Raw genomic sequence first — 1,853 nt, 5'->3', positions numbered from 1 at the left:
AATAGCTTCTTCCAAAGTAAAGTTAAATACTTTAGCACCCAAAAAAGTAATAAACATATTAACACTAACAATAATTAAGCAAAATAAGAAAATAAGAGGAGAATTTTCTAAAATAGAAACTATAGAAGCTTGACTACCCATTACAGTAAAGAAAACATAAATTAAAAAAGTACCAAGCATATTACTAGATTTAATATTTTTAAAAAACTCACTAAAAATAGTTGTAAAAATTATAGTGACAGTAGCAAGAACTAAATACTTATTAGAAAAAATATTAACAAAATTCCCTCTAAAAAAGTTCTTTAAAAAATCAGCTAGGGTAAAACTAATAGTAACAATAATGCTAGAAACACTAAAAGATAGTGCAAAATCTTTCAAGGAAATAGCAAAACTTTTATTATTACTAATTAAAGAAAATTTCCTCTCCTCCTCACTACTGTTAGCATGATTTAATAAGAAATTCTTTTTAAAAAATTTAGCACTAGGAATAGAAATTAAAATTAAAAAATAAGGAATCATCAGTAAATTATCACTTACAGTAGCAGCAGAAACAACCCCTGCAGGGATATTAAAAGCACTTCCTACAGCAACAAAATTAACGCTACCCCCAACATAGGACGCAGTCATAAGACCAGCGATACTTGCTAAAATGGGAATATTATCCCTAAGAAGAACATACCCCAAAAAAGCCCCCAAAACGCTCCCTAAAGAACTGATTAAAAATAAAATCAAGAGCCTGCCACTTTCTTTGTAAATCTGCTTTAAATTACAATTAAACAAAAGTAAAGTAATCGACATAGGAACAACATAATCAAAAATATTATCATACACAATAGAACTATGAGGAATTAATTTTAAATTACTAAAAATAGTAGCTAATAAAAGTGAAATAATAGCACCAGTTATACTTTTTGCCCATTTATAATTTTCTTCTAAAAAAATACTAATAAATACAATAAAAAAAATAAAACTTATAATAATCCAAATCTCTTTCAAAAAATCCACCCCCAAAATAAGTAAATATTGAGTAATTATACTATAGTTATAAAAAAAATCTAAGAAAAAAGACTTGAAAAATAAAAAATCTATTATCAAAACTTATTTAATAATAAAAATAAGTATGATAATAGATTATTTTGTGTAATTTAATTAAAATCTAAGATAAAAATTGCCCAAGAAATATTCCAAAATATGTTCCAATAATATATCCCAAAGTACCTACAAGCATAGCAGGAGCAACATATTTGCTCCACCCTTTAGAAGTAGCCATAGCAACTGCAGTAGTAGGACCTCCAATATTTGCATTAGAAGCAATAATAGCTTCTTCCAAAGTAAAGTTAAATACCTTAGCACCTAAAAAAGTAATAAGCATATTAGAAAACACCATAATAGCACAGAAAACTAAAAGAAGTGGTGATTTTTCAATAATAGAACTAATAGAAGCTGGTACTCCAATAACAACAAAGAAAATATAGATTAAGAAAGTACCAAGCTCATTACTAGAAGTAATATTTTGGAAAAATTTAGGGAAAATACTTGTTAAAATAACACTCACTGTTGCTAAAACTAAATATTTATTAGAAATAAAATTAATAAAAATTCCATCTCCAAGTTTAGCTAAGTATTTAGCTAAAGTAAAACTTATAGCAACAATTATACTAGAACTAGCAAAAGCAAAGGCAAAATCTTTTACAGATGTTTTAACGCCAGTAGTAGTATTTTTTATTTGATTTTGACTTTCATGATTATAAGCTGATTTAAAATGTTTTTTGAAAAACATTGAACTAGGAATTGATATTAATATTAAAAAGTAAATAACCATAAGTAAATTATCACTTACAGTAGCAGCAGAA

Annotated in this window: 2 protein-coding genes; both read right to left on the bottom strand. The window is 26.1% G+C overall.

Annotation, left to right across the window (positions count from 1 at the left end; all coding sequences use genetic code 11):
* A partial coding sequence (locus tag HMPREF1871_RS05455) for a DUF819 family protein (protein WP_066130966.1) occupies nt 1-996 on the bottom strand: 996 nt, incomplete at its 3' end.
* 160 nt (nt 997-1,156) lie between these two features.
* On the bottom strand, nt 1,157-1,853 hold a 697-nt coding region (locus HMPREF1871_RS06130), incomplete at its 5' end, for a DUF819 family protein (protein WP_157058079.1).

Source organism: Gemelliphila asaccharolytica, assembly GCF_001553005.1.
In the GTDB taxonomy this organism is placed as follows: domain Bacteria; phylum Bacillota; class Bacilli; order Staphylococcales; family Gemellaceae; genus Gemelliphila; species Gemelliphila asaccharolytica.
Note: the sequence above shows the minus strand (reverse complement) of the source record. Positions and strands in the feature narration are given on the sequence as shown.